Raw genomic sequence first — 19,724 nt, 5'->3', positions numbered from 1 at the left:
GACAGGCGCATGCCTTACGAACCGGACGATTACCTGTCCCGGCATTTTCAGACCAGCGCCATCGACATCAACCAGAAAGTCGATGATCTCGCCGAGCTGGCCGTACCACCCGGCAGCCCGAACAGGCAGCTGTATCGGGAGATGCTGATGAGCGTCATCCGCATGGCGCAGGCCGACCGCAATCGCTGGGACGCCAAGATCATGCTGCAGACCCTGACCGAGATGGAGAGTGCCTTCAGCCTGCTGGAGAAGTTCAAGCGGCGGCGCAAGGTCTCGGTATTCGGCTCCGCGCGAACGCCTGTTGGACACCCGCTGTATCACCTGGCCCGCGATCTCGGCAGCGAACTGTCGCGCCTGGACCTGATGGTCATCACCGGTGCCGGCGATGGCATCATGGCTGCGGCGCACGCTGGCGCCGGCGCTGACAACAGCCTCGGCTTCAACATCTCGCTGCCATTCGAGCAGGGCGCCAACCCTACCGTGCAAGCCTCCGGAAACCTGCTGACCTTTCATTTCTTCTTTCTGCGCAAGCTGTTTTTCGTCAAGGAGGCTGACGCCGTTGTCCTCTGCCCGGGCGGCTTTGGCACGCTGGACGAAGCCCTCGAGGTCCTGACCCTGATCCAGACCGGCAAAAGCCCGCTGATTCCAATAGTTCTGCTGGATCATCCGGAGGGCAACTACTGGGACAGCGCCCTCGATTTCCTGCGCCAGGGCCTGGCAGACAATCACTACATCCTGCACAGCGACCTGCACCTGATGCGCCTGGTGCACAGCGGGGCGGAGGCCGCACAGGAAATATCCCGTTTCTACCGCAACTTCCATTCATCCCGCTGGCTGCAGGGGCTGTTTGTCATCCGCATGAATCATCCGCTCAACGAGGGCGCACTGTTGACGCTGCACAAGGAGTTCTCCGACCTCAGCCGTGAAGGCGGCTTTCGCCAGCAGCCTTACTGCGAGACAGAAACCGACGAGCCCGAACTCTGCCACCTGATCCGCCTGGCGTTCCACTTCAACGGGCGCGACCATGGGCGCTTGCGCGAGCTGGTGGACTTTATCAATCTGCCGCAGAACTGGGCACAGAACAGCTGAGCACGGGCTGTTTTCCGCGAAGTAGCGGGCCGGTTCAGTCGAGGTCGGCGTTGCGCAACAGGCGCCCGACCATTTCCACCGGGTATCCGCGGTAGCTGAGAAACCGGCCCTGCTGGGCGCGTGCTTTCGCATCCACCGGCAGTTGCCCGGCAAACCGGCGGCGCCAGACCTCGCGCAGCTGGGCGGCCCAGTCGATACCCGCCTCGCGGATGGCTGCTTCGATCGCTTCGCGCGGTAGTCCGCGCTGGGCCAGCTCCTCGCGAATGCGCAAGGGACCATAGCCGGCACGCGCGCGGCTGCCGACAAAGCATTCCAGATAGCGCGATTCATTGAGCAGACCGTCTGCTTCCAGACGATCCAGGGCGCTCTCGATCAGCTCGGCGGCAGCACCACGCAGGCGCAGCTTGCGCGCCAACTCCACTCGCCCGTGCTCGCGCCGGGCCAGCAGATCCATTGCCGTGCGCCGCACGGCGGCGGCGCTATCGAGCACGGCCGGCATGGCAGGCGTCAGATGTCGGCGTCAACCAGATCGTCCGCGGTACTGGTCGATTTGAGCGGTACCGGTGCGACCAGCAGCTTGTCGCGGATCAGCTGCTCGATGGTGCGCGCCACTTCCGGATTGTCTTCCAGGTACTTGGCCGAATTGGCCTTGCCCTGGCCGATCTTGCTGCCCTGATAGCTGTACCAGGCTCCGGACTTCTCGAGCAAGCCAAGCTGTACGCCCAGATCGATGATCTCGCCGTTACGGTAGATGCCCTTGCCATACAGGATCTGGAATTCGGCCTGGCGGAATGGCGGCGCCACCTTGTTCTTCACCACCTTGACGCGGGTTTCGCTGCCGACCACCTCCTCGCCTTCCTTGACCGCGCCAGTACGGCGGATGTCCAGACGCACCGAGGCGTAGAACTTCAGGGCATTACCACCGGTGGTGGTTTCCGGACTGCCGAACATCACGCCGATCTTCATGCGGATCTGGTTGATGAAAATCACCAGGCAGTTGGCATTCTTGATGTTGCCGGTGATCTTGCGCAGCGCCTGGGACATCAGACGCGCCTGCAGGCCGACGTGCATGTCGCCCATTTCGCCCTCGATCTCGGCCTTGGGCACCAGGGCGGCCACAGAGTCGATGACGATGACATCGACCGCGTTCGAGCGCACCAGCATGTCGGTGATCTCCAGTGCCTGCTCGCCGGTATCCGGCTGCGACACCAGCAGGTCGTCGACATTCACGCCCAGCTTGCCGGCGTACTCCGGATCAAGTGCGTGCTCGGCGTCGACGAAGGCGCAGGTCGCCCCCAGCTTCTGTGCTTCGGCGATCACCGACAGGGTCAGCGTGGTCTTGCCCGAAGACTCCGGGCCGTAGATCTCGACGATGCGGCCTTTCGGCAGGCCGCCGATGCCGAGTGCGATGTCCAGCCCCAGGGAACCGGTGGAAATGGCCGGGATGGCCTGACGCTCATGGTCGCCCATGCGCATGACTGCACCTTTGCCGAACTGCCGTTCGATCTGCCCAAGGGCTGCCGCCAGTGCACGCTTCTTGTTCTCGTCCATTGCCATCCTCACCTATTCAAGGGGCCCATCGCCCGCCAACAACTGTATATGTAGACAGTAGTATTCCATATGGCAAGTACGCCGACTACCCCTGCAGCAAACTTTCTCCACCAAACTGACGAACGACCCTTCCTATGCCTGCCGAAGCTGCCGCCGGCTCTTGTCCGCGACAGCTTTTGCAGCGTTCCGGGGAATGCGGCAGAATGCCTGCTTTCAGCAAAACCTACCCTGAGCACTGGCAATGAAGAAACTCCTTGGCGCACTGCTGCTGGTGGTCGGCGTTCCAGCGCTGATCCTGTTGTACTGGATGCATACCCCGCAGGGCTGGCTGACAGCTCCCGCTGCCGTGATCGCCAAACTGGCCGAGCTGCAGGAGTACAGCAGCGACAATCCGTCGATAGCGGACACCCGCGCCAGCCGTCGCGCCGCCATAGGTTTCTTCACCGCGCCACCGGCGCAGGTCGCCGAGGTGCGCAACCTGAGCATTCCCGGTCCCGGCGGGCCGCTGCCAGTGCGGATCTACCTGCCACAGCACAGCGCGACTGCACTGCCGATCATCCTCTACTTCCATGGTGGCGGCTGGGTCGTCGGCGATCTCGACTCCCATGACAATCTGTGCCGCACGCTGGCCGTCAAGACCGCTGCGGTCGTGGTTTCCGTCGATTACCGGCTGGCACCGGAGCACGCCTTCCCCGCAGCCCTGGATGATGCTGACGCCGCCCTGCGCTGGGTGGCCGAAAATGCCCGCACCTTCAATGGCGATGCGGCGCGCATCGCGGTAGCCGGGGACAGTGCCGGTGGCAACCTGGCCGCTGCGCTCAGCCTGCTGGAGCGCGACCGGCAGGGCCTGCGGCTCAGCGCCCAGGTGCTGATCTATCCGGCGGTCGACCTGAGCAACCTCGACCGGCAATCCTCTCTGGACTTTGCCGAGGGCTACTTCCTCACGCGCGCGCGCATGGCCTGGTTCATCGAGCAGTACGTTCCGCAAGCACAGCAACGCCATGAGCAACTGGCCTCCCCACTGCTGGCCAGTTCACACGCCGCATTACCCCCCGCGCTGACCATCACCGCCGGCTTTGATCCGCTGCGCGACGAGGGCGAGGCCTATGCCACGGCGCTGGCCGAAGCCGGCGTGGCCAGCCGTCAACAGCGCTTCGAGGGGGTGCTGCATGGTTTCGTGTCGATGGACCGCTGGTTTCCCGAGGCGGATCAGGCCACGGACCTGATCGCCGGCTTTCTGCGCGAACAGTTCAAAACCGCGACAGCCGCTGGCGAGCAGAACTAGCCGGCAAGCGGCGCGTTTCCCGCCGCGAGCCTGACCAGCCCGGCCAGCGCCGCCCGCACCGTCTGCCGGCGCACCGCCGCGCGATCTCCGGCAAACTGGCAGCGCTGGCTGAACAGCTGCCCGCCATCGGCCCAGGCCAGCCAGACGGTCCCCACCGGCTTTTCCGCCGAGCCGCCCTCCGGTCCGGCGATCCCGCTGACGGCCACTCCGTAGCGCGCCCCGCTGCGCTGGCAGGCGCCGCGCACCATGGCCTCGACCACCTCGCGGCTGACCGCGCCCACCTGCTCGAACAGCTCTCCTGGAACCCCCAACTGGGCCGTCTTCTGGGCATTCGAGTAGGTCACGTAACCGGCCTCGAACCAGCTCGAACTGCCGGCAATCCGGGTGATCGCCTCGGCAATGCCGCCGCCAGTGCAGGACTCGGCGGTGCACACTTGCGCCTGCCGGGCCAGCAGGTTCCGCCCCAGGCTGGCGGCCAGGTCGGTCAGTCCATCCATCGCAGCCTCCAGGCTTAATACAGACAAGGTGGATACCGTACACTACGCGACTTTGTGATTGCAGCCGGATCCCCCGACAATGAGCGACCTCTCAGCCCACACGCCCATGATGCAGCAATACTGGAAACTGAAGAATCAGCATCCAGACCAGCTGATGTTCTACCGGATGGGCGACTTTTACGAACTGTTCTACGAGGACGCGAAAAAAGCCGCCGCACTGCTCGACATCACCCTGACTGCCCGTGGCCAGTCGGCGGGCAAGGCGATCCCGATGTGCGGCATCCCGTACCATGCCGCCGAAGGCTACCTGGCCCGGCTGGTCAAGCTCGGCGAGTCGGTGGTGATCTGCGAACAGATCGGCGATCCGGCGACCAGCAAGGGCCCGGTGGAGCGCCAGGTGGTGCGCATCATCACCCCCGGCACGGTCAGCGATGAAGCGCTGCTCGACGAGCGTCGCGACAACCTGCTGGCTGCCGTGCTCGGCGATGAGCGCCTGTTTGGCCTGGCGACACTGGACATCACCAGCGGCAACTTCAGCGTGCTGGAAATCCGTGGCTGGGAAAACCTGCTGGCTGAAATCGAGCGCCTCAGCCCGGTCGAATTGATGATCCCGGATGACTGGCCGCAAGGCCTGCCGCTGGAAAAGCGCCGCGGCGTGCATCGCCGCGCGCCCTGGGACTTCGACCGCGACAGCGCGCTGAAGGGCCTGTGCCAGCAATTCGCCACCCAGGACCTCAAGGGGTTCGGGTGCGAGAACCTGACCCTGGCCATCGGCGCCGCCGGCTGCCTGCTGGCCTATGCCAAGGAAACCCAGCGTACCGCCCTGCCGCACTTGCGCAACCTGCGCCATGAACGGCTGGACGACACGGTGATCCTCGACGGTGCCAGCCGGCGCAATCTGGAACTGGACACCAACCTGGCCGGCGGCCGTGACAACACCCTGCAATCGGTGGTCGACCGCTGCCAGACCAGCATGGGCAGCCGCCTGCTGACCCGCTGGCTGAACCGCCCCCTGCGTGACCTGCCGACCCTGCAAGCCCGCCAAGACTCGATCAGCTGCCTGCTCGACAGCTACCGCTTCGAGCAGCTGCAACCCCAACTCAAGGACATCGGCGACATCGAGCGCATCCTCGCCCGTATCGGCCTGCGCAATGCGCGCCCCCGCGACCTGGCGCGCCTGCGCGATGCGCTGGCCGCCCTACCGGCCTTGCAGCAGGCCATGCGCGCGCTGGAAGTACCGCACCTGGCCAGGCTGGCAGCCAGCATCCGCACCTATCCGGAGCTGGCCGATCTGCTGGCCCGCGCCATCATCGACAACCCGCCGGCGGTGATCCGCGATGGCGGCGTGCTGAAAACCGGCTACGACGCCGAACTCGACGAACTGCAGGGCTTGAGCGAGAACGCCGGCCAGTACCTGATGGACCTCGAAGCACGGGAAAAGGCGCGCACCGGTCTGGCCAATCTGAAAGTCGGCTATAACCGCGTGCATGGCTACTTCATCGAATTGCCGAGCAAGCAGGCTGAATCAGCGCCGGCCGACTATATCCGCCGGCAAACCCTCAAGGGCGCGGAGCGCTTCATCACCCCGGAGCTGAAAGCCTACGAAGACAAGGCACTGTCGGCCCAGAGCCGCGCGCTGGCCCGCGAGAAACTGCTCTACGAAGCGCTGCTGGAACGCTTGATCGGCGAGCTGGCACCGCTGCAAGACAGCGCCGCCGCGCTGGCGGAACTGGATGTTCTGAGCAACCTGGCAGAACGCGCGCTGAACCTGAACCTGAACCGCCCGCAGTTTGTCAGCGAGCCGTGCATGCGCATTGAGCAAGGCCGTCATCCAGTGGTCGAACAGGTGCTCGAAAGCCCTTTCGTGGCCAATGACCTGGCGCTGGATGGCGACACGCGCATGCTGATCATCACCGGCCCGAACATGGGCGGCAAATCCACCTACATGCGCCAGACCGCGCTGATCGTGCTGCTGGCGCACATCGGCAGTTTCGTCCCGGCGGCGCGTTGCGAGCTGTCGCTGGTTGACCGCATCTTCACTCGTATTGGCTCCAGTGATGACCTAGCCGGCGGGCGCTCGACCTTCATGGTCGAGATGAGCGAGACCGCCAACATCCTGCACAACGCCAGCGACCGCAGCCTGGTGCTGATGGACGAAGTGGGCCGCGGCACCAGCACCTTCGACGGCCTGTCACTGGCCTGGTCGGCGGCCGAGCACCTGGCCCGGCTGCGCGCCTTTACCCTGTTTGCCACCCACTACTTCGAACTGACCGTGTTGCCGGAAAGCCAGCCGCTGGTGGCGAACGTGCACCTGAATGCGACCGAGTACAACGAGCGCATCGTGTTTCTCCACCATGTCCTGCCAGGCCCGGCGAGCCAGAGCTACGGACTGGCTGTCGCGCAGCTGGCTGGCGTTCCCGCCAGCGTGATCCAGCGCGCCCGCGAGCATCTGGCACGCCTGGAGGCCAGCAGCCTGCCGCACGAAGCCGCGGGCGGGGTGTCCCCGCCGAGTGCCGCGCCCCTGCAAAGCGACCTGTTCGCCAGCCTGCCGCACCCGCTGCTGGAAGAACTGCGCAAGGTCAGGCCGGATGATCTGACCCCGCGCCAGGCCCTCGACCTCATCTATGGCTGGCAGAAGCGAATCTGACGCCAGGCCGACAAACTGTTAGAATTGCGCGCCTTTTTCGCATCGCCAGGTTTACAGCCTGAATCCTGGCGACCATCCTGAACCTGCAAGCCCCATTTGCCGGGGCGCAATCCCCGTCCAAGGAGAGCATCAGCATGACCTTCGTCGTCACCGACAACTGCATCAAGTGCAAATACACCGACTGCGTGGAAGTCTGTCCGGTGGATTGCTTTTATGAAGGGCCGAACTTCCTGGTCATCCATCCCGACGAGTGCATCGATTGCGCCCTGTGCGAGCCGGAGTGCCCGGCCGAGGCGATTTTCTCCGAAGATGAAGTGCCTGAAGATATGCAGGAGTTCATTGAACTGAATGCCGATCTGGCGGAAATATGGCCGTGCATCACCGAGAAGAAAGAATCGCTGCCTGACGCCGAAGAGTGGGACGGCGTGAAGGACAAGCTGCAGTACCTGGAGCGCTAGTAGCTCCCGGTCATGCAGGCCCGCACTGGTTGCGGGCCTTTTGCTTTTCTGCAGGCAAAAAAGTGGGCGGTAGAACCGCCCACGTAAATTCATACTTCCTGTTGTTACCGACTCATCTTCCTGATGAAGCGCTTCCTGCGCTGTCCCGACCGTCATCCATGACAGCCCGTGTCAATCCGTTGACACAACTCGATACTAAGCAAGCACCTGCCGCAAACAAAGCCCCATAGTTGCCATGGAAAATTCAGTCCACGGCAGATCCACTGATAAAACCTTTTGGTTTCATATAGTTAAAAAGTATCGACAGCTACCTCGAGTCGAACTCGGGCGTCCCGACTCCCAGATGCTTACGCCAATGTAAGCAATTGCTTACGCGCACCTGCTGACTTTCAATCAGCCGACAACCTGCAGGCGCGGCTGTGGCATCCTTCAGCACGGATTGGCGAGGCCAATCTCTCGCGTTACGGCGGACAACTGCAATCGGTGAGCATAAGCATGCACAAGCTTGATCTGAAGATTCGCCTGTTGAATGGCGCCGATATCGCCATCGGACCCGGTAAAGCCGACCTGCTGGAAGCGATCCGCGAGGCTGGATCCATCAGCGCTGCCGCACGCCAGATGAGCATGTCCTACCGGCGTGCCTGGCTGCTGGTAGAAACCATGAATCACAGCTTCAAGGAACCGCTGGTTTCTACCCTGGCTGGCGGAAGCCGCGGCGGTGGCGCGACCTTGACCGCCTTGGGCGAACAGGTGCTCGTGTGCTATCGCGCCCTCTGCCTGCGGGCACACACTGCAGCCGAGCCTGGTATTGCCCAACTGGCCGGGCTGCTCCGCCAGGAAACAGCCGAGGAGTCCTGAGCAGGCGCCTGACACGTTGGCCTATACCCAATATCGCTATATATGGGAGGATATAGCGAACTGACCAGCCGGATCCTTCACCTGCATGCTGAGACAACTGCTTATCGGTGTTGCCATGTGCCTTTCACTCTCGGCCAGGGCAAACACCACCGACCAGCCTCTGGTGGCAGCGGCCGCCGACCTGCAGTTCGCCCTCACCGAAGTGGCCAGGCACTTCGAGAGTGACACCGGCCATTCAGTTCGCCTGGTGTTTGGCTCATCCGGCAATTTCTACCGGCAAATCCGTGCAGGGGCACCCTTTCAGCTGTATCTCAGCGCCGATGAACATTACGTCGAACAGCTGGCGCGAGAAGGCAAAACCCAGGATCAGGGCACCCTCTATGCCCTTGGCCGTATTGTCTTGTTTGCTCCGAACGGTTCTGGCCTGCAGGTCGACAGCCAGCTCAAGGGCTTGACAGCCGCCCTGGCCAGCGGCGCAATCCAGCGCTTCGCCATAGCCAACCCGCAGCATGCCCCCTATGGTCAGAGAGCCGAGGAGGCGCTGCGTCACGCCGGTCTCTGGGAAGCGCTGCAAGGCAAGCTGGTGCTGGGGGAAAACGTTGCGCAAGCCGCGCAGTTCGCCACCTCCGGCAATGCCCAGGGCGGCATCATTGCCTATTCGCTGGCGCTATCCCCGACACTGGCCAAACTCGGCGAAACGGCCCTGATTCCCGAAGAGTGGCACCAGCCGCTTCGGCAGCGCATGGTGCTGCTCAAGGATGCCGGCGACACCTGCCGGGAGTTCTATCGCTACCTGCAGGAGCCACGGGCGCGCGGCATCCTGCGCACGTACGGCTTCTCCGTACCCGATCAAGGACAATAGGACACACAGATGGAGTGGGCGGCGCTGCTGTTATCGCTGAAACTGGCCATCGGCACCATGCTGATCCTGCTACCCATCGGCATCTGGGTCGGCCGCAAGCTGGCGTGGTCGCAGTTTCGCAACAAGTACCTGCTTGAAGCACTCCTGGCCCTGCCCCTGGTGTTGCCACCCACTGTACTGGGCTTCTACCTGCTGCTTGCCATGGGGGCCGAATCACCCGTTGGACGCGCTTACCATGCGCTGTTCGGCCAACAACTGACATTCTCCTTTGCCGGCCTGCTGCTGGCCTCGCTGCTGTTCAACCTGCCTTTCGCCATCCAGCCGATGCAGCGCGCCTTCGAAGCCATTCCCCGCGAGGTTCGCGAAGCCGCGCGCTGCTGCGGCCTTTCACCCTGGCGCGTACTGCGCCGGATCGAGCTGCCACTGGCCTGGCCCGGCATCCTCTCGGCCATGGTGCTGACCTTTGCCCACACGCTGGGCGAGTTTGGCGTGGTACTGATGGTGGGGGGCAGCATCCCTGGGGAAACCCGCACCATTGCGATTGCCATTTATGACCGCGTCCAGGCTTTTGACGAGCAGGCCGCCGGAATAATGTCCGCCGTGCTGTTGCTCATCTCGCTACTCGCCATCGGCCTGTCGTATTTCGCCACCTCGCACTTGGCACAGGGGCGGAAAGCGCATGACTGACGGACTGCACCTGTGGCTGAAGCAAAACTCACCGATTGCGCTGAATGCCCGCATCAGCTGCGCGCCAGGGGAAATCCTGGCCCTGATCGGCCCATCAGGGAGCGGCAAGTCGACCTTGCTGCGCAGCATCGCCGGCCTCTATCAGCCGCGCACGGGGCGGATCGAATGCGCTGGCGAGACCTGGTTTGACAGCCGGCACGCAGTCACAGTGCCGACTAGGCAACGTCGGGTCGGCATGGTCTTTCAGCAGTTCGCCCTGTTTCCGCACCTGTCGGCCGAGGATAACGTGGCTGAAGCACTGCTCGACTATGCGCCCGCCGAGCGTAAGGCCTGCGCCAGGGACTGGCTCGAACGCGTCCATCTCGGTGGGCTGCACCAGCGCTTGCCGCACCAGTTATCGGGTGGCCAGCAACAAAGGGTCGCCCTGGCCCGCGCACTGGCCCGCGAACCCAAGGTATTGCTGCTGGATGAGCCGTTTTCCGCGGTAGACCGTAGCACCCGGGAAGCGCTGCACAGTGAACTGGCCGAATTGCGCGCAATGTTGCGCATGCCGGTCATCCTGGTCACCCACGACCTTGAAGAAGCCACCCTGCTGGCGGACCGCATGTGCGTCCTGGCCGACGGAACCACCCTGCAAAGCGGTACTCCCGACGAACTGCTGCAAGCACCCGATTCGGCTGCCGTGGCGCGCATGCTCGGCATGCGCAACCTGTTCGCTGGCCGCGTGCTCGGGCATGCCGAAGGGTACAGCCTGCTCGGCTGGGGAGCGCTCACGCTGAAAGTCCGTGCACACCCCCACCTGGCTATTGGTAGTGCAGTCAAATGGGTGATCCCGGTATCCGGCGTACTGCTCATGCCTCTGGCCGGTCGCCCGGGCACACCGCTGGACAACCCGCTACGGGCGAACATACAGCGCATGCTGTCCCTCGGCGAACACTTCCGCGTCAACCTGCTGGTCGGCGACAATCAGCTGACCATGAATGTCGCACGGCATGTCGCACAGCGTTATGCACTGCTCAGCGGCGAGTCGATCGAAGTGCGCTTGCGCGGCGAGACCATTCACCTGATGCCGGACTGACGTCCGGCCAGGCGAATTATGCGGCGGGTCATTGCGACCAACCTGCAACAATCAATAGATGAGTACCCCCACCCCGGCATGGCGGTGGAGGCAGGCAGTTACTGAAACAGCGAGTCTCCGGAAAGACCGTTGCTTTCCAGTATCTCACGCAAGCGCTTGAGTGCTTCGACCTGAATCTGCCGCACGCGCTCACGGGTAAGGCCGATTTCACGGCCGACTTCCTCCAGCGTGCTGCTTTCATGGCCACGCAGACCAAAACGGCGCACCACCACTTCACGCTGCTTTTCCGTCAGGTCACCGAGCCACTCATCAATACTCTGGGATAGATCGTCATCCTGTAGCAGGTCACACGGATCAGTGGTGCGCTCATCGCTGAGCGTATCCAGCAGGGTCTTGTCCGAGTCCGGCCCGAGCGAGACATCCACCGATGACACCCGCTCATTCAGCCCGAGCATGCGTTTGACATCCGCCACTGGCTTTTCCAGCAGATGGGCGATTTCTTCCGGCGAGGGTTCGTGATCGAGCTTTTGCGTCAGTTCACGCGCGGCGCGCAGATAAACGTTGAGCTCCTTGACCACATGAATCGGCAGGCGAATGGTGCGCGTCTGGTTCATGATGGCACGCTCGATGGTCTGCCGGATCCACCAGGTGGCGTAGGTCGAGAAGCGAAAGCCTCGCTCGGGATCGAACTTTTCCACAGCACGAATCAGGCCGAGGTTTCCTTCCTCGATCAGGTCAAGCAGGGAAAGACCGCGATTGACATAGCGCCGTGCAATCTTCACCACCAGGCGCAGATTGCTTTCGATCATGCGCTTGCGCCCGGCTGGATTACCGCTCTGCGCCAGACGCGCAAAGTGCACTTCTTCCTGGGGAGTAAGCAGTGGCGAAAACCCGATCTCGTTGAGATACAACTGGGTGGCGTCCAGCGCCCGGGTGTAGTCGATAAACTTGTGTTGTTTCAGACCCGCAGAGGCCTTCGCCCCTCGACTTGGAGCAGGTTGATCCGACTCGCCATCAGTCGCATCTTGCATGATGATCTCACGCTCCAGAAGAAGCAGATCTTCGTCAACTTCGAACTCTGGCACTTCGTTTTTTTTGAGAGCCATTTTTTATTATCCCCTACTTAGTCCTGCCGTAAGCCAGCAAACGCCCGAATCCATGGCATCAGCAGACCTACCCCCCCTAGGTAACTGAACGAACAGACCCGGGTTAGCGGCTTGGCAGATACTGCAAGGGGTCAACAGGCTTACCCTGCCGGCGAATTTCAAAGTGAAGCTTCACCCGGTCAGCCCCCGTCGAACCCATGTCGGCAATGACCTGTCCTGCCTTGACCTTTTGCCCTTCCCGCACCAGCAAACTGCGGTTATGTCCGTAAGCACTTACATAGATGTCGCTGTGCTTGATGATCACCAGTTCGCCGTAGCCCCGCAAACCACTTCCGGCGTAAACAACGGTTCCATCCTGCGCAGCCAAAACAGGCTGTCCTAATTCTCCAGCGATATCAATGCCTTTATTCAAACTACCGTTTGAGGCAAATCTGCCGATCAGCGCGCCCTGCGCAGGCCACGCCCAGCCTGCGCCGGAGAGCTTTACCGGGGTCAGGATAGGGCTCACCGCAGGTGCGCTCTTCGGCGTTTCGACGGACTGGCTGGCCGTGACTGGAGGGCTGCTCGTGACAACGGCGGGCGTGACCGGCGGCCGGTATACCTGTGGGGTGCTGGCTGCTGGCGGTACCGCCTGCGCTGGCGCCTTGTAAGCCACCAGCGGCGGCTGACTGGCCGCCGACGACAGCGCGTCGAACCGCACCACCTGGCCAGGCCTGATAAGGTATGGCTCAACAATGTTGTTGCGCGCCGCCAGGGCCTTCCAGTCCCAGCCAAACCGGAACGCAATCGAATAGAGCGTATCGCCGCGCTGCACGATGTACTGGCCACCCATGGTCCGCGGCTTCTGCGAATGCGCGGAAGCGGAGTTGCGATCGACAATCTGCACCGATTCGCTCGACGAGCTGCTGCAACCGGCGAGCAGGCTGCTGCAAAGAAACGCCAGAGCCAGTCCGCGCATGACTGGTCGCGGAAAATGGCTGAAGCCCGTTTGCGCTGAAAAATCCAAGATTGGCACCTGCTGTTCCATCGTAATGATCAACGTTCCTCTGCCTGCATGCGCCGGGCCAGGGCAATTGCCAGGCCGATCACCTGCAGCCGTTGCGAGTCGGTATCGGCCGGCAGGGTAAACTGCCCGGGTGAGGCCACGCCAGCGATGCAACAGCCAGTTTAAGCCGTCTGGAAAAAACCAACAGGCCAACCAGGCAACCCGCAGCAACAATCAGCAGCACCAGCAAGTCGAGTTCGGTTACTGCGCCAGAAACCCGCGCGTAAAGCCCTGCCAGTACCAGGATCAAGCTAGCGGAAACTCCCGGCACGACCTCCACGCCCCCCATGGCCATGTCCTTGATAAACCGCCGCAGGTAATGCCTCATGCGTTCTTCCGTAGCAGGGGTTCAGGCCAATGGGCCGTTGAGCAGCGGGACAAACCGCACGGAATCCAGCACGTGGCGGGAAAAACCATTTTCCTCACGAATGATCAGCAGCAGATCCTGTACCTCGCCGGCACCCACCGGGATAACCAGCCGCCCGCCTGGCGCCAGTTGTTCCAGCAGTGCCTGCGGCACATCCCTGGCGGCAGCCGTCACCATGATCCCGTTGTACGGTGCCAACGCGGCCCAGCCTTCCCAGCCATCGCCCCAGCGAAACACCACATTGCGCATTTTCAGTTCGGCCAGGCGCTCCTTGGCGCGATCCTGCAGAACCTGGATGCGTTCGACCGAGAACACCCGCTCCACCACCTGAGCCAGCACCGCGGTCTGATAACCGCAGCCGGTACCGATCTCGAGCACCTTGTCCAACGGCCCACCGGCGAGCAACAGCTCGGTCATGCGCCCGACCATGTAGGGCTGGGAAATGGTCTGGTTGTGCCCGATCGGCAGCGCCGTGTCTTCATACGCCCGATGAGCCAGGGCTTCATCGACAAACAGGTGGCGCGGCGTGCGGCGAATCACTTCCAGCACCCGCGGACTGGACAGCCCCTCCTCATACAGGCGCTCGATCAGCCGCTCACGGGTACGCTGCGAAGTCATGCCGATGCCGCGGCGCTGGATCTCATCTTCAAGGGCGCTCACAGCAACGCCTCCAACCAGTCCTGCATGCCGGCGAATCCATCGGGAAAGGTGCGATCCAGCTGCAGCGGGGTGACCGAGACGTAGCCCTGCATCACCGCATGAAAATCCGTGCCGGGGCCACCGTCTTCGGCATCACCTGCGACCGAGATCCAGTAACCTTCCTTGCCGCGCGGATTGACCACCTTGACCGGTGACGCAGCCCGGGCGCGATGCCCCAGACGGGTCAGCTGGATGCCGCGGATATGATCCAGCGGCAGGTTCGGCACATTGATATTGAGCACGGTGCGCGCCGGCAGATTCAGCTGGGCATGGCCTTCGACCAGCTTGCGGGCAAACCAGGCCGCGGTGGGCAGATTGTCCGGCAAACGCGACAGCAGGGAAAAGGCGAAGGCCGGCTGATCTAGGAAGCGCCCCTCCAGCGCAGCCGCAACGGTACCCGAATAGAGCACGTCATCACCCAGGTTGGCGCCCAGATTGATCCCGGACACCACCATGCCAGGCACGCGCTCGAGCAGGCCGTTCAAGCCCAGGTGCACACAGTCGGCCGGCGTGCCGTTCAGGCTGATGAAGCCATTGGCCAGGCGCTGCGGATGCAGCGGGCGATCCAGGGTCAGCGAGCTGCTGGCCCCGCTCCGGTCCTGGTCCGGGGCGATCACCACGCACTCGGCGTAATCGGCCAGCGACGAATGCAGCGCAGCCAGGCCTGGGGCATTCACCCCGTCATCATTGGAAATCAGAATTCGCATGCAGTATCCGTAGTTCCCGCCGGCAGCAGATCCACCAGTTCGCGCACCACCACGGTGGCGAAACATCCCGCTGGCAGGACAAAAGCCAGTTGCAGTACATCCGGCTCGGGATAATGCCACGCCAGCTGGCCAATGGGGAGGCGCAACATGCGCCTTTCCTGTTTCATCCCGGCCGCAGCCAGCCAATTGGCCAGACCGGCATTCTCGGCAGCCAGCCTTTGCTCCAACTGGTGCGGAGCGCTGCCTGCTGGCGATTCGCCTTCACCCCACAATGGCCCGGTTGGATGCAGGTCGAGGATGGCCAGCCGCGGATCTGCGCACTCCGCCTCGCCGGCCATGAAAAAGCTGCGACTGTCGGTAAAAGCCAGCAGGTCCCCCACCTCGGCCTTGTTCCAGCTGCCGGCCGCTACCCGCTCTGCCAGTACCCGGTTGAACAGGTAGCTGCGGGCTGCCGACAGCACCCGCGAGCGCAGATTGCGCTGCTCGGGAAATTCCCCGCGCTCGGCAAAGCCCAGGGCTTCACCGACATTGCCGCCCTGATGGCCAAAGCGTTGCAGGCCGAAATAGTTGGGCACCCCCTGCTGCGCGATCAGTTGCAGGCGCTGCTCCAGCGCGCCTGGATCGACCTGCAACTGCTTGAGGCGCAAGGTGAAACCGTTGGCCGCATGTGCGCCGCGCTGCAGCTTGCGCGAGTGCCGCACGGCCTTGCGGATGCTCAGGCTGTGGCCTTCGGCGGCGGCCAGATCAGGGTCGGCCTTGCCCGGCAGGTGCAGGCTGAACCACTGACGGGTCAACGCCTGGCGGTCCTTCAAGCCGGCATAGCTGATCGCGCGCTGCGGTACTCCCGCCGCACGGGCCAGCCGGCGCGCCGCCTCCTCGGTATTCAGGCCGCGCTTTTCCACCCACAGCCAGAGGTGCTCGCCCTGACCGGACAGCTCGATGTCGAGCACCTCATCGACCTGAAAGTCTTCCGCCGTGGCCTTGAGTAGTGCCTGCCCGCAAGCCGGACCATGGGCGCGCGGCCCGAGCAGTTCGAGCTCGTTCATCGTGCGCACAGCAAGGCTACGGCATGCACCGCGATACCTTCCTCGCGCCCGGTAAACCCAAGCCGTTCCGTGGTGGTGGCCTTGACGTTGACCTGATCGAGCTCGACTTCGAGGTCCGTCGCGATCAGCGCCCGCATCGCCTCGATGTGCGGCGCCATCTTCGGCGCCTGGGCGACGATGGTGGCGTCCACATTGCCGACCCGCCAGCCCTTGTCCTTCAGCAGCCCAAGGACATGGCGCAGCAGCCCGCGGCTGTCGGCGCCCTTGAAAGTCGGATCGCTGTCCGGGAAGTGCTTGCCGATATCGCCCAGCGCCGCCGCACCGAGCAGCGCATCGCTCAGGGCATGCAGCAGGACATCGCCATCGGAGTGGGCAATCAGGCCGAATCGGTGGGGAATCCGCACGCCGCCGAGGGTGACAAAATCCCCCTCGCCAAAGCGGTGTACATCATAGCCGTGGCCAATACGCAGGGAGCTGGTCATCAGGAGGTCGGGCCCAGAAAAAGTCAGGGCATGATTCTAACCAGTTTGCTGCCACTGTGGCCGCTGGACCAATGAATTACACGCAGCCTGCATAAAGCAAAGTCCCCATCACCTGGTTTGCAGTTGCAGGCCTTTTTGCGCTGGAGGGGCGATGCAGGCAGGCTGACTGTTGAGGAAAGACACTATCGTTTGAACAGTGAGCGCTTCGGTGCGCCTGGACATGCCACGCCCGGCGAAATTCATGTGTGAAGCCCCCTCAATCACACCCAGCCACTTGCAGCCGGGCGGCATGTCGCCGAATGGCTGCAATCTGGTTTTCCATGACCCGCCTCCCAGCTCACCATCTTCCGTGCCGGTTAGCATCAGCACGGGCATGCTGATTTCCTGCCAGGCCTGCGCCGGAAAGATCGACCCCTCACCCTGCGGCGACAAGGCGACATACGCGTCAAACCTGCTGTTTCCGGTGAGACCAAGATGGTTCTTCGCACCGGCCTCCAGCATTGCCGTGGCTGCCCCCATCGAATGCCCGATCAGCACTGAGCGTGACGAGTCGCAATGCGACTGCCCCCAGGCACGGACGGCGGCGATATCCATGAAGCGCCCCTGATACGCCGCCGGAGTTGCGATCAGCTGGGCCAGGCCTTTTTGTACGCCACTCTGCCGCACCAGCTGACCGAGCGCTTCGCGCCCGCTTTCCGGGTGCCCGGGCACCAGCGCCAGCCAGCCCTGGGCGGCGAGCACCTGGGCTAGGTACGCATAGCCCGCCTCGGAACCTCCCGCGCCATGACTGATGACCGCTACGCCAACGCAGCGCTGCCTGTCTACCAGATAGACACTCGCCGCCAGCGACTGGTTGTCTGCCCGCACAAGGTTCAGCCGATCTGAAGCAAGGGCATTTGGCACCAGCACTATCAGCAGCACCAGCAACAACGTCCACTGCCGCCAGAGAGCCCGGTCGCTCATCAGAAATGAATCACGCTGCGGATGCTCTTGCCCTCATGCATCAGCTCGAAAGCACGGTTGATCTCTTCCAGCCCCATGGTATGGGTAATAAATGTGTCCAACGGAATCTCGCCGGCCTGGGCCTTTGCCACATAGCCCGGCAACTCGGTACGCCCACGCACGCCACCAAAGGCCGAACCGCGCCAGACACGCCCGGTCACCAGCTGGAACGGTCGCGTGCTGATTTCCTGACCAGCACCGGCCACCCCGATGATCACCGACTCACCCCAGCCCTTGTGGCAGCACTCCAGCGCGGCACGCATCAGCTGCACGTTGCCGACGCACTCGAAGGAGTAATCCACCCCACCATCGGTCATCTCGACAATCACGTCCTGAATTGGCTTGTTGAAGTCCCTCGGATTGACGCAATCGGTGGCCCCCAGTTGTCGGGCAATCTCGAACTTGGCCGGATTGATATCGATGGCAATGATGCGCCCGGCCTTGGCCATGCCCGCGCCGATGATCGCCGCCAGACCTATGCCGCCCAGGCCGAAAATGGCTACCGTGGCGCCCGCCTCCACCTTGGCAGTATTCAGCACCGCACCGATGCCCGTGGTGACGCCACAGCCGAGCAGGCAGACCTTTTCCAGCGGGGCATCCTTGGGGATCTTTGCCAGGGATATCTCCGGCAGCACGGTGTACTCGGAGAAGGTCGAGCAGCCCATGTAGTGATAGACCGGCTGGCCCTGGTAGGAAAAGCGCGTGCTGCCATCCGGCATCAACCCCTTGCCCTGGGTGGCCCGGATCGCCTGGCACAGATTGGTCTTGCCGGACTTGCAGAACTTGCATTCACGGCATTCGGCGGTATACAGCGGAATCACATGGTCACCGACCGCAACAGAGGTCACACCCTCACCGACCGCTTCGACAATACCGCCCCCCTCATGCCCGAGAATGCACGGGAAAACCCCCTCGGAATCCTCGCCGGACAGGGTGTAGGCATCGGTATGGCAAACCCCGCTGGCGACGATACGCACCAGCACTTCGCCGGCCCTGGGGGGCGCGACGTCGACCTCGACGATCTGCAGCGGCTGGTTGGGGGCAAAGGCTACGGCGGCACGGGACTTGATCATGCAGAACTCCGGAAATTGAAATGACAGACTGCGAGAATGGTGGGCGTAGGGTGGGCTTTAGCCCACCAAACCAAACCAAACCAAACCAAACCAATGGTGGGCTAAACAGCGCCGCAAGCGTAGCGCTCAGGTTGCGGGCTTGCTCGCCCAGCGCAGGCGCAACCACTCGAGGTCTTCGGGACGGGTGATCTTCAGATTATCCGCACGCCCCTCAATGAGCCGCGGCGCGTGCCCGGCCAGCTCAATGGCCGAGGCCTCATCGGTAATCGCCGCGCCGACCTGCAGCGCAGCGCGCAAGGCCTGGCGCAAGCGGCCAAAGTGAAACATCTGCGGCGTAAACGCTTGCCAGATATGGCTGCGATCTACGGTTTCCAGCACCCGCCCATCCGGGCGGGCGCGCTTCAGGGTGTCGCGCGAGGGCGCCGCCAGCAGACCGCCAACCGGGTCGGCCGCCAGCTCGCCAAGCAGCAGAGCCAGGTCTTCGGGTGCCAGGTTGGGCCGCGCCGCATCATGCACCAGTACCCAGTCCTGCTCGGCCGCGCCCAGCGCCTCGAGCGCCTGCAGCCCGCTGAGCACCGAGTCTGCACGCTCGCTGCCGCCAGCAGCACGGTGGATGCGCGCATCCTTGGCACAAGCCAGGGTCGGCCAGTACGGGTCCTCGGCCGCCAAGCACACCACCAGCCCCTTCAGGCCGGGATGCCCGAGAAAACAGTCAAGGGTGTGTTCCAGGAGGCAGCGCCCGGCCAGCTCCAGGTATTGCTTGGGTCGATCGGCCTGCATCCGCGCACCAACCCCGGCGGCCGGAATCACCACCCAGAAACTCGGTGCAGACTGGCGGCCCACCGTCATTTGGCCAGCTGGTAGAGGGTTTCACCCTCTTTGACCATGCCCAGCTCGTGGCGGGCACGTTCTTCCACCGTTTCCATGCCCTTCTTCAACTCCAGCACCTCGGCTTCGAGGATACGGTTGCGCTCCAGCAGGTTGCGGTTTTCCCCCTGCTGCGCGGCGATCTGGCGTTTCAGCTCGGCCACTTCCGCCAGGCTGCCGTCACCCACCCACAGCCGATACTGCAGCCCGGCCAGCAGCAGGATCAGGACAAGGAATAGCCAGTAGGGAGTCTTTGTCATTTGACGCGGGATTCCATGAACAAAGGGCAGCTCACGCTGCCCTTTTTAGCACTGCCGG

22 protein-coding genes are annotated in these 19,724 nt (G+C 63.1%); 8 read left to right on the top strand and 14 right to left on the bottom strand.

Translation table 11 applies throughout. From position 1 onward, the window contains the following. The first annotated feature begins 9 nt into the window (after window positions 1–9). Window positions 10–1,089, top strand: a complete 1,080-nt coding sequence (locus tag ISX93_RS06585) for an LOG family protein (RefSeq protein ID WP_195777916.1) — start codon at window positions 10–12, stop codon at window positions 1,087–1,089. A 34-nt stretch (window positions 1,090–1,123) separates the two neighbouring features. Here the strand turns inward: ISX93_RS06585 and recX are convergent, their stop codons facing one another. Then, window positions 1,124–1,588, bottom strand: coding sequence for a recombination regulator RecX (gene recX / locus ISX93_RS06580; RefSeq protein ID WP_195777915.1), 465 nt, complete (start codon window positions 1,586–1,588; stop codon window positions 1,124–1,126). An 8-nt stretch (window positions 1,589–1,596) separates the two neighbouring features. Next, the gene (gene recA, locus ISX93_RS06575; RefSeq protein ID WP_195777914.1) at window positions 1,597–2,640 is read right to left on the bottom strand and encodes a recombinase RecA; all 1,044 of its coding nucleotides are present in this window, start codon (window positions 2,638–2,640) and stop codon (window positions 1,597–1,599) included. A gap of 241 nt (window positions 2,641–2,881) precedes the next feature. On the opposite strand from recA, the gene ISX93_RS06570 reads away from it, so the two are divergent. Next, window positions 2,882–3,925, top strand: coding sequence for an alpha/beta hydrolase (locus ISX93_RS06570; RefSeq protein ID WP_195777913.1), 1,044 nt, complete (start codon window positions 2,882–2,884; stop codon window positions 3,923–3,925). On the opposite strand, the gene ISX93_RS06565 is transcribed toward ISX93_RS06570, so the two are convergent. Then, a complete protein-coding gene (locus tag ISX93_RS06565) occupies window positions 3,922–4,422 on the bottom strand; it encodes a CinA family protein (protein ID WP_195777912.1) in 501 nt (166 codons plus the stop codon). The genes ISX93_RS06570 and ISX93_RS06565 overlap by 4 nt on opposite strands. Before the next feature lie 79 nt (window positions 4,423–4,501). Between ISX93_RS06565 and mutS the strand changes: the two genes are divergently transcribed. The 6 genes from mutS (at window position 4,502) to ISX93_RS06535 (ending at window position 11,012) form a co-directional block, all read left to right on the top strand. Then, window positions 4,502–7,069: a DNA mismatch repair protein MutS gene (mutS, locus tag ISX93_RS06560; protein WP_195777911.1), complete on the top strand. Its 2,568-nt coding sequence runs from the start codon at window positions 4,502–4,504 to the stop codon at window positions 7,067–7,069. Window positions 7,070–7,203: 134 nt separating this feature from the next. Then, complete coding sequence (gene fdxA / locus ISX93_RS06555; RefSeq protein ID WP_195777910.1) at window positions 7,204–7,527, top strand: ferredoxin FdxA; 324 nt, start codon at window positions 7,204–7,206, stop codon at window positions 7,525–7,527. Between the two features lie 495 nt (window positions 7,528–8,022). Further along, window positions 8,023–8,385, top strand: coding sequence for a winged helix-turn-helix domain-containing protein (locus ISX93_RS06550; RefSeq protein WP_195777909.1), 363 nt, complete (start codon window positions 8,023–8,025; stop codon window positions 8,383–8,385). Window positions 8,386–8,470: 85 nt separating this feature from the next. Then, window positions 8,471–9,247 carry a molybdate ABC transporter substrate-binding protein gene (gene modA / locus ISX93_RS06545; RefSeq protein ID WP_195777908.1) on the top strand — a complete coding sequence of 259 codons (777 nt, stop codon included), beginning with the start codon at window positions 8,471–8,473 and terminating at the stop codon, window positions 9,245–9,247. Window positions 9,248–9,256: 9 nt separating this feature from the next. Further along, window positions 9,257–9,934 (top strand): molybdate ABC transporter permease subunit, encoded by a 678-nt coding sequence (modB, locus tag ISX93_RS06540; protein WP_195777907.1) that lies wholly within the window; start codon window positions 9,257–9,259, stop codon window positions 9,932–9,934. Next, window positions 9,927–11,012 carry an ABC transporter ATP-binding protein gene (locus tag ISX93_RS06535; RefSeq protein ID WP_195777906.1) on the top strand — a complete coding sequence of 362 codons (1,086 nt, stop codon included), beginning with the start codon at window positions 9,927–9,929 and terminating at the stop codon, window positions 11,010–11,012. Before modB ends, ISX93_RS06535 begins: the two co-directional genes overlap by 8 nt. A 98-nt stretch (window positions 11,013–11,110) precedes the next feature. Here ISX93_RS06535 and rpoS read toward each other — a convergent pair whose 3' ends face one another. The 11 genes from rpoS to ftsB all read right to left on the bottom strand — a co-directional run bounded on the left by rpoS (window position 11,111) and on the right by ftsB (window position 19,666). Continuing rightward, entirely contained in the window at window positions 11,111–12,118 is a 1,008-nt protein-coding gene (gene rpoS / locus ISX93_RS06530; protein ID WP_195777905.1) for an RNA polymerase sigma factor RpoS, read from the bottom strand. 103 nt (window positions 12,119–12,221) lie between these two features. Continuing rightward, on the bottom strand, window positions 12,222–13,076 hold the full coding sequence (locus tag ISX93_RS06525) for a peptidoglycan DD-metalloendopeptidase family protein (RefSeq protein WP_195778021.1): 855 nt from the start codon (window positions 13,074–13,076) through the stop codon (window positions 12,222–12,224). Between the two features lie 127 nt (window positions 13,077–13,203). Beyond that, on the bottom strand, window positions 13,204–13,491 hold the full coding sequence (locus tag ISX93_RS06520) for an undecaprenyl phosphate translocase family protein (RefSeq protein WP_229732080.1): 288 nt from the start codon (window positions 13,489–13,491) through the stop codon (window positions 13,204–13,206). Between the two features lie 21 nt (window positions 13,492–13,512). Further along, the gene (locus ISX93_RS06515) at window positions 13,513–14,148 is read right to left on the bottom strand and encodes a protein-L-isoaspartate(D-aspartate) O-methyltransferase (RefSeq protein WP_195778020.1); all 636 of its coding nucleotides are present in this window, start codon (window positions 14,146–14,148) and stop codon (window positions 13,513–13,515) included. Between the two features lie 38 nt (window positions 14,149–14,186). Then, window positions 14,187–14,936: a 5'/3'-nucleotidase SurE gene (gene surE / locus ISX93_RS06510; RefSeq protein WP_195777904.1), complete on the bottom strand. Its 750-nt coding sequence runs from the start codon at window positions 14,934–14,936 to the stop codon at window positions 14,187–14,189. Beyond that, on the bottom strand, window positions 14,924–15,982 hold the full coding sequence (gene truD, locus ISX93_RS06505) for a tRNA pseudouridine(13) synthase TruD (RefSeq protein ID WP_195777903.1): 1,059 nt from the start codon (window positions 15,980–15,982) through the stop codon (window positions 14,924–14,926). Before truD ends, surE begins: the two co-directional genes overlap by 13 nt. Further along, a complete protein-coding gene (gene ispF, locus ISX93_RS06500; protein ID WP_195778019.1) occupies window positions 15,979–16,452 on the bottom strand; it encodes a 2-C-methyl-D-erythritol 2,4-cyclodiphosphate synthase in 474 nt (157 codons plus the stop codon). Before ispF ends, truD begins: the two co-directional genes overlap by 4 nt. Window positions 16,453–16,572: 120 nt before the next feature. Next, window positions 16,573–17,427 (bottom strand): alpha/beta hydrolase family protein, encoded by an 855-nt coding sequence (locus ISX93_RS06495; RefSeq protein ID WP_195777902.1) that lies wholly within the window; start codon window positions 17,425–17,427, stop codon window positions 16,573–16,575. Then, entirely contained in the window at window positions 17,427–18,539 is a 1,113-nt protein-coding gene (locus tag ISX93_RS06490; protein ID WP_195777901.1) for an S-(hydroxymethyl)glutathione dehydrogenase/class III alcohol dehydrogenase, read from the bottom strand. Before ISX93_RS06490 ends, ISX93_RS06495 begins: the two co-directional genes overlap by 1 nt. A 126-nt stretch (window positions 18,540–18,665) precedes the next feature. Beyond that, window positions 18,666–19,388, bottom strand: a complete 723-nt coding sequence (ispD, locus tag ISX93_RS06485; RefSeq protein ID WP_195777900.1) for a 2-C-methyl-D-erythritol 4-phosphate cytidylyltransferase — start codon at window positions 19,386–19,388, stop codon at window positions 18,666–18,668. Continuing rightward, on the bottom strand, window positions 19,385–19,666 hold the full coding sequence (ftsB, locus tag ISX93_RS06480; RefSeq protein WP_195777899.1) for a cell division protein FtsB: 282 nt from the start codon (window positions 19,664–19,666) through the stop codon (window positions 19,385–19,387). Before ftsB ends, ispD begins: the two co-directional genes overlap by 4 nt. Between the last annotated feature and the right edge of the window lie 58 nt (window positions 19,667–19,724).

It is taken from the genome of Pseudomonas sp. N040 (genome assembly GCF_015637705.1).
Taxonomy (GTDB): Bacteria; Pseudomonadota; Gammaproteobacteria; order Pseudomonadales; family Pseudomonadaceae; genus Aquipseudomonas.
Note: the sequence above shows the minus strand (reverse complement) of the source record. Positions and strands in the feature narration are given on the sequence as shown.